The sequence below is a fragment of the Pseudomonas sp. FW305-28 genome (assembly GCF_017351395.1).
Lineage (GTDB): Bacteria > Pseudomonadota > Gammaproteobacteria > Pseudomonadales > Pseudomonadaceae > Aquipseudomonas > Aquipseudomonas fluorescens_AA.
The window spans coordinates 1-7,604 of sequence record NZ_JACNDD010000219.1 but is presented as its reverse complement, the minus strand read 5'-3'; the positions used below and the strand labels follow the sequence as shown (position 1 = coordinate 7,604).

Sequence of the window (7,604 nt, the reverse complement as noted above, 5' to 3'; positions counted from 1 at the left end):
GCACATCCACCGTTTATGTAAGCTGACCTACCGCTATCGCGAGCAAGCTCGCTCCCACAGGGTGGATTGTGCCAAGCGCAGGTTCTGGGATCACTGGACCTGCTTGCGCTGGCGGGCATGGTTTTGCCATTCACCCGGGCAATAAAAAACCGCTGGTTCAATCAGCGGTTTTTCATTTCAGCGAACCGAGGATCAGAAATCCTCCAACCGCCACACTTCATACGCTGGCGTCTCGTACGGATGGCTTTGTTTCAGCGCCTTCACCACCCCACGAATCAGCTCATCGGCAACGACAAGCTCTACCTTCCACTCCTCGACCTGCTCGACCTGCCCCGCCTCGCCAATGAACGGCTGGCTGCCGTCCAACGGGCGAAACTGGCCCAGGCCCAACACTTGCCAGGCACAGTGGTCATAGCCGCCGATTCGCCCGCCACCGGCAGCGAATACGGCGCTTTTGACCTCGTCCACGTGACTGGCCGGGACGAAGAAGCAGAGCTTGTACACCGTCTCAGTTCACCCAGACGCGGGCGTTACGGAACATGCGCATCCAGGGCGCGTCTTCGTTCCAGTCGTCCGAACGCCACGAGTTCTGCACCGCGCGGAACACCCGCTCCGGGTGCGGCATCATGATCGTGACACGGCCGTCGCGGCTGGTCAGGCCGGTGATCCCGCGCGGCGAGCCGTTCGGGTTGGCCGGGTAGGTTTCGGTGACCTTGCCGTGGTTGTCGACAAAACGCAGCGACACGCAACCGGACAGGTCGGCTTCGAGCAGGGCTTCTTCGCTTTCGAACTCCGCATGGCCTTCGCCGTGGGCGATGGCGATCGGCATGCGCGAACCGGCCATGCCCTGCAGGAAGATCGAGTTCGACTCCTGGACCTGGACCATCGCCACGCGCGCTTCGAACTGCTCGGAACGGTTACGCACGAAGTGCGGCCAGAATTCGCTGCCCGGGATCAGCTCGTGCAGGTTGGACATCATCTGGCAACCGTTGCACACGCCGAGGGTGAAGCTGTCGTTACGCTCGAAGAAACCTTGGAACGCGTCGCGGGCGCGGCTGTTGAACAGCGCCGACTTGGCCCAGCCTTCACCGGCACCGAGCACGTCGCCATAGGAGAAACCGCCGCAGGCGACCATGCCCTTGAAGTCGTTCAGGTCGACACGACCGGCCAGGATGTCGCTCATGTGCACGTCGATCGCGTTGAAACCGGCGCGGTCGAACGCTGCCGCCATCTCCACCTGGCCATTGACGCCCTGCTCGCGCAGGACCGCCACTTGTGGGCGAATGCCTTTCTTGATGTAGGGCGCGGCCACGTCGAGGTTGACGTCGTAGCTAAGCTTGGCGCTCAGGCCCGGGTTGTCTTCTTCCAGCAGCGCGTCGAACTCCTGCTCGGCACACTCGGCGTTGTCGCGCAGGCGCTGGATCTGGTAGCTGGTTTCAGCCCACTGACGCTGCAACAGACTGCGCTGGCCTTCGAAGACGGTGTCGCCATTGAAAGTGATGTTGATGTGGGCGTTGTTGATCGGCTGGCCGATCACCGAGACGCAATCGGCCAGGCCGGCGGCGCTGAACTGGGCGAGGATGTCCGGGGTGGCGTCCTGGCGAACCTGGATCACCGCACCCAGTTCTTCGTTGAACAGGATGGCCGGGATTTCAGCCGTGGACTCGGCCACGCTGTCGAGGGTCAGGCTCAGGCCACAGTGACCGGCGAAGGCCATTTCCACCACGGTGGTCAGCAAACCACCGTCGGAACGGTCGTGGTAGGCCAGCAGGTGACCGTCGGCGTTGAGGCCCTGGATGACGGCGAAGAACGCCTTCAGGTCTTCGGCATCGTCGACGTCCGGCGCTTGCGAACCGAGCTTGCCATGCACCTGGGCCAGGATCGAGGCGCCCATGCGGTTCTGGCCACGGCCCAGGTCGATCAGGATCAGGTCGGTGGTGCCCTTGTCCATGCGCAGTTGCGGGGTCAGGGTCTGGCGGATGTCGGTGACCGGGGCGAAACCGGTCACGATCAGCGACAGCGGCGAGGTCACGCTCTTGTCCACGCCTTCGTCGTTCCAGCGCGTGGCCATGGACATGGAGTCCTTGCCCACCGGAATGGTGATGCCCAGCTCCGGGCACAGCTCCATGCCGACAGCCTTGACGGTGTCGTACAGGCGGGCATCTTCACCCGGGTGACCGGCGGCGGACATCCAGTTGGCCGACAGCTTGATGTCGGAAATCTTGCCGATGCGCGAAGCCGCGATGTTGGTCAGGGTCTCGCCGATCGCCATGCGGCCCGAGGCCGGGGCATCCAGCAGCGCCAGCGGCGTGCGCTCGCCCATCGCCATGGCTTCGCCGGTGTAGACGTCGAAGCTGGTGGCGGTCACGGCCACGTCGGCCACCGGCACCTGCCATGGGCCGACCATCTGGTCACGGGCCACGAGGCCGGTGATGGTGCGGTCGCCGATGGTGATCAGGAAGCTCTTGCTCGCCACGGCCGGGTGATGCAGCACGCGCTCGATGGACTCGGCGAGGTCGAGGGTCGACGGATCGAAATCATCGCCCAGCTCCGCTTCGCGAACCGCCGAACGGTGCATGCGCGGGGCCTTGCCCAGCAGCACTTCCAGCGGCATGTCCACCGGGCTGTTGCCGAAGTGGCTGTCGGTCACGGTCAGTTGCGGCTCGGCGGTGGCTTCACCCACTACCGCGAACGGGCAGCGCTCGCGCTCGCAAATGGCCTGGAAGCGTTCGAAGTCGGCCGGGCCGACCGCCAGGACGTAACGTTCCTGGGATTCGTTGCTCCAGATTTCGTGCGGGGCCATGCCCGGCTCGTCGTTCGGAATGTTGCGCAGTTCGAAACGGCCACCGCGGCCGCCGTCGTTGACCAGTTCCGGGAAGGCGTTGGACAGGCCGCCCGCGCCGACGTCGTGGATGAAGCTGATGGGGTTGTGTTCACCCAACTGCCAGCAACGGTCGATGACTTCCTGGCAACGGCGTTCCATTTCCGGGTTTTCCCGCTGGACCGAGGCGAAGTCCAGGTCGGCCGAGCTGGTGCCGGTGGCCATGGAGGAAGCCGCGCCGCCACCCAGGCCGATCAGCATGGCCGGGCCGCCGAGGACGATCAGCTTGGAGCCGACCAGGATCTCGCCTTTTTGTACGTGTTCGGCGCGGATGTTGCCCATGCCGCCCGCGAGCATGATCGGCTTGTGGTAACCACGGACTTCCTCACCACGGGGGGTGGTGATGGACTGTTCGAAGGTACGGAAGTAGCCGGTCAGGGCCGGACGGCCGAATTCGTTGTTGAACGCCGCGCCCCCCAGGGGACCTTCGATCATGATGTCGAGGGCGTTGACGATACGCTCAGGCTTGCCGTAGGGCTTTTCCCACGGCTGTTCGAAGCCCGGGATCTGCAGGTTCGACACGGTGAAGCCGGTCAGGCCGGCCTTGGGCTTGGCACCGCGCCCGGTGGCGCCTTCGTCACGGATCTCGCCACCGGAACCGGTGGACGCGCCCGGGAACGGCGCAATGGCGGTCGGGTGGTTGTGGGTCTCGACCTTCATCAGGATGTGCACCGGCTCCTGGACCGCACCGTACTGGCGGGTCTCGGGGTTCGGGTAGAAGCGACCGGCAACGTTGCCGACGATCACCGCCGCGTTGTCCTTGTAGGCCGACAGCACACCTTCGTTATGCATCTGATAGGTGTTCTTGATCATGCCGAACAGGCTTTTTTCCTGGCTCTGGCCGTCAATGTCCCAACTGGCGTTGAAGATCTTGTGGCGGCAGTGCTCGGAGTTGGCCTGGGCGAACATCATCAGTTCGATGTCGTGCGGGTTGCGCTTCAAGCCCTGGAAGGCGTTGACCAGGTAATCGATCTCGTCTTCGGCCAGGGCCAGGCCCAGTTCGGCGTTGGCGTTTTCCAGTGCGGCACGGCCGCCGCCCAGTACGTCGATGGCCGTCAGCGGCTTGGGCTCGGCGTGGCTGAACAGACCCGCGGCCTGCTCCAGGTTGCCCAGCACGACCTGGGTCATGCGGTCATGCAGGCCTTCGGCGATCAACCGGGCCTCGGCCTCGCTGAACTCACCGGCGACATAAAAGGCAATGCCGCGCTCCAGGCGCTGGACCTTCGTCAGGCCGCAATTGCGGGCGATGTCGCTGGCCTTGCTCGACCATGGCGAAATGGTGCCGAAACGCGGCAGCACCAGGAACAGGCGACCGGCCGGCTCCTGGACAGGAACACTGGGGCCGTACTTCAGAAGGCGCGCGAGCACCTGCTGTTCGTCGCCGGTCAAACCGCCGGTGACTTCGGCGAAGTGAGCGAATTCAGCATACAAGCCACTGACAGCCGGAACCTTTTGGCTCAGTTGCTCAAGGAGTTTGCTGTGGCGAAAGGCAGAAAGGGCAGGAGCGCCGCGCAGGATCAACATCTTCGGGACAGCCTCGGGAAGGGGGTGTGCTTTGAGGCCGTGCATTCTAGCCTAAACCGCCGGCAACGGCACCCGAAACGGCACGCACGGTGCTGGCCGAATGTCGGTCTTTACGCGTACGGAGGTATTGAGCCCCCGTGCCAAGGTTCGTGCAGAGATATTTTTCAGCGGCGCAAAGCCCGCCACACCCCGGCCGGCCGGTGTTGCGGACATGTTTTGCAACCGCTAGCAGACTGGCCTTTTGCTGTCGAGATATGGCGGTAGGGGCCGTTTGCGTATACTGCGCAGATGTTTTCCCCAACGGCTTTGCGTCCGCGATATGCCAGATGGCTGATCGCAACCGGACTCTTCCTGGTGCTCAGTGGTTGTGTTGAGAAACCCAACACACTGGAGCGCGTAAAGGAGGATGGCGTGCTGCGGGTGGTTACCCGAAACAGCCCCGCCACCTACTTTGAGGATCGTAACGGTGAAACCGGCTTCGAATACGAGCTGGTGAAGCGCTTCGCCGACGATTTGGGTGTGGAACTGAAGATCGAGACCGCCGACAACCTCGACGACCTGTTCAACCAGATCGGCAAACCCAACGGTCCGGTATTGGCGGCCGCAGGCCTGGTCAGCAGCGAACAGCGCAAGAAGCAGGTGCGGTTTTCCCACGCCTACCTGGAAGTCACCCCGCAGGTCATCTACCGCAATGGCCAGTCACGCCCCACCGACGCGGCCGCCCTAGCGGGCAAGAAGATCATGGTGCTCAAGGGCAGCAGCCACGCCGAACAGCTGGCGCAGCTGAAACAGCAATACCCCGGCATCGAATACGAAGAGTCCGACGCGGTTGAAGTGGTCGACCTGCTGCGCATGGTCGACGAGGGCCAGATCGACCTCACCCTGGTGGACTCCAACGAAGTGGCGATGAATCAGGTGTACTTCCCCAACGTGCGCGTGGCCTTCGACCTCGGCGATGCCCGCAACCAGAGCTGGGCGGTGGCCCCTGGTGAAGACAACAGCCTGCTCAACGAGATCAACAGCTACCTCGACAAGGTGCAGAAGAACGGCACGCTGCAACGCCTCAAGGACCGCTACTACGGCCACGTCGATGTCCTCGGCTACATGGGCGCCACCACGTTCGCCCAGCATCTGCAACAACGCCTGCCCAAATACGAGCAGCACTTCAAGGCCTACGCCAAGCAGGAAAAAGTCGATTGGCGCCTGCTGGCCGCGATCGGCTACCAGGAATCACTGTGGCAACCGGCGGTCACGTCCAAGACCGGCGTGCGCGGCCTGATGATGCTGACCCAGAACACCGCCCAGGCCATGGGCGTGTCCAACCGCCTGGACCCAAAGCAAAGCATCATGGGCGGCGCCAAGTACCTGGCCTACATGAAGGACCAACTGGACGAAAGCATCCAGGAGCCCGACCGCACCTGGTTCGCCCTGGCTGCCTATAACGTCGGCAGCGGCCACCTGGACGACGCCCGCAAACTGGCGGCCAAGGAAGGGCTGAACCCGGACAAGTGGCTGGATGTGAAGAAGATCCTGCCGCGCCTGTCCCAGAAGCAGTGGTACAGCAAGACCCGCTACGGCTACGCCCGGGGCGGCGAGCCCGTGCATTTCGTGGCGAACATCCGTCGCTACTACGACATCCTGACCTGGGTGACGCAGCCGCAGCTCGAAGGCGACCAGGTGGCCGAGGGCAACCTGCACGTGCCGGGTGTGGACAAGAGCAAGCCGAACCAGGAATCCCCGCAGCTCTGACAGCTGTACACAACCCTTAATGTGGGAGCGGGCCTGCGGGAGCTAGCCTGTGGGAGCAAAGCTTGCTCGCGATAGCGGTTTGACTGTCAGTCCGCAATCGCGAGCAAGCTTTGCTCCCACAGGCTAGCTCCCACAGGGGATGGTGGCTGCGGTCAGGACTTGGCGGCAGCCAGGATCAGCGCTTTCATTTCCGCCACCGCCGACTTGAACCCGACGAACAACGCATGGGCCACCAGCGCGTGGCCGATGTTCAGCTCGTTGATGCCCTTGATGGCCGCGACGGCTTCAACATTGTGGTAGTGCAGGCCATGGCCGGCGTTGACGATCAAGCCCTGGGCCAGGCCAAAGGCGACGCCATCGGCGACCCGCTGCAGCTCGTCGGCCACCTCGGTGGGGGTTTCGGCATCGGCGTAACGACCGGTGTGCAGTTCGATGGCCGGGGCGCCGACCCGCTTGGACGCTTCGATCTGCCGTTCGTCGGCATCGATGAACAGCGATACCTCGGCACCGATCTTCGACAAGCGCTCCACCGCCAGGCTGATCCGCGACTCCTGCCCCGCTACGTCGAGGCCGCCTTCGGTGGTCAGTTCCTGGCGCGTCTCCGGCACCAGGCAGATGTGCGCCGGGCGGATGAGCTCAGCGAACGCCATCATTTCCTCGGTCACGCCCATTTCGAAGTTCATGCGGGTTTGCAGCACGTCCTTGAGCAGCAGCACGTCGCGCTCCTGGATGTGGCGACGGTCTTCACGCAGGTGCACGGTGATGCCGTCGGCACCCGCCTCTTCCGCGTCCAGCGCGGCCTTGACCGGATCCGGGTAGCGCGTACCGCGGGCCTGGCGCAGGGTGGCGACATGGTCGATGTTCACGCCGAGAAGAATGCGATTGCTGGTGCTCACAAAAAGGCTCCTGAAGGGACAGATAGTCGGCCCACAGCATACGGGTTGATCAGGGCTTGCGAAACAGCTCGCGACTGACCAGGGGCCGACCGCCCAAATGCACGGCCAAGGCTTGGCGCATCAGGCGCTTGGCCGCCGACAAGGCACCCGGCGCGCTCCAGTCGGCCTCGGCCATGGCCAGCAGCTCGGCGCCGTTGAACAGCCCCGGTTGCAGCAGGTAGACCCGCTCCAGGCCAGCATCCACTTGCAAACGGTAGAGGCCGTCGGCGGCGATGGGCTCACCGTGCAGGTCGGTGCTCAAGGCGAAGCCATAGCCCAGGTCATCCAGCAGGCGCCATTCGAACGACCGCAGCAGCGGTTCCAGCGGACGGCCTTCGGCCAGGGCCAGCAGCGTGGCGGCGTAGTGGTCGAAGACGGCCGGGTGAGGATCTTCGGCGGGCAGCAGGCGGATCAGCAGTTCATTGAGGTACAAGCCGCTGAACAACGCCTCGCCGTTGAGCCAGGCGGCGACGCCGTTGCTTTCCATGCGCCCGACGTTCTTCAACTCGCCCCGC

5 protein-coding genes are annotated in these 7,604 nt (G+C 63.9%); 1 reads left to right on the top strand and 4 read right to left on the bottom strand.

What is annotated here, in order from left to right; genetic code table 11:
* Positions 1-192 precede the first annotated feature (192 nt).
* Entirely contained in the window at positions 193-504 is a 312-nt protein-coding gene (locus tag J4E53_RS28885) for a YqfO family protein (protein ID WP_060740816.1), read from the bottom strand.
* A gap of 4 nt (positions 505-508) precedes the next feature.
* Positions 509-4,405 (bottom strand): phosphoribosylformylglycinamidine synthase, encoded by a 3,897-nt coding sequence (gene purL / locus J4E53_RS28880; RefSeq protein ID WP_103310706.1) that lies wholly within the window; start codon positions 4,403-4,405, stop codon positions 509-511.
* Positions 4,406-4,693: 288 nt separating this feature from the next.
* Here purL and mltF point away from each other — a divergent pair, with 288 nt between their 5' ends.
* On the top strand, positions 4,694-6,154 hold the full coding sequence (gene mltF, locus J4E53_RS28875; RefSeq protein ID WP_081015374.1) for a membrane-bound lytic murein transglycosylase MltF: 1,461 nt from the start codon (positions 4,694-4,696) through the stop codon (positions 6,152-6,154).
* 152 nt (positions 6,155-6,306) lie between these two features.
* On the opposite strand, the gene pdxJ is transcribed toward mltF, so the two are convergent.
* Positions 6,307-7,050, bottom strand: a complete 744-nt coding sequence (gene pdxJ, locus J4E53_RS28870) for a pyridoxine 5'-phosphate synthase (RefSeq protein WP_060740813.1) — start codon at positions 7,048-7,050, stop codon at positions 6,307-6,309.
* A 49-nt stretch (positions 7,051-7,099) separates the two neighbouring features.
* Positions 7,100-7,604 (bottom strand): DNA repair protein RecO (locus tag J4E53_RS28865; RefSeq protein WP_207268250.1); only part of this gene is annotated, 505 nt, incomplete at its 5' end.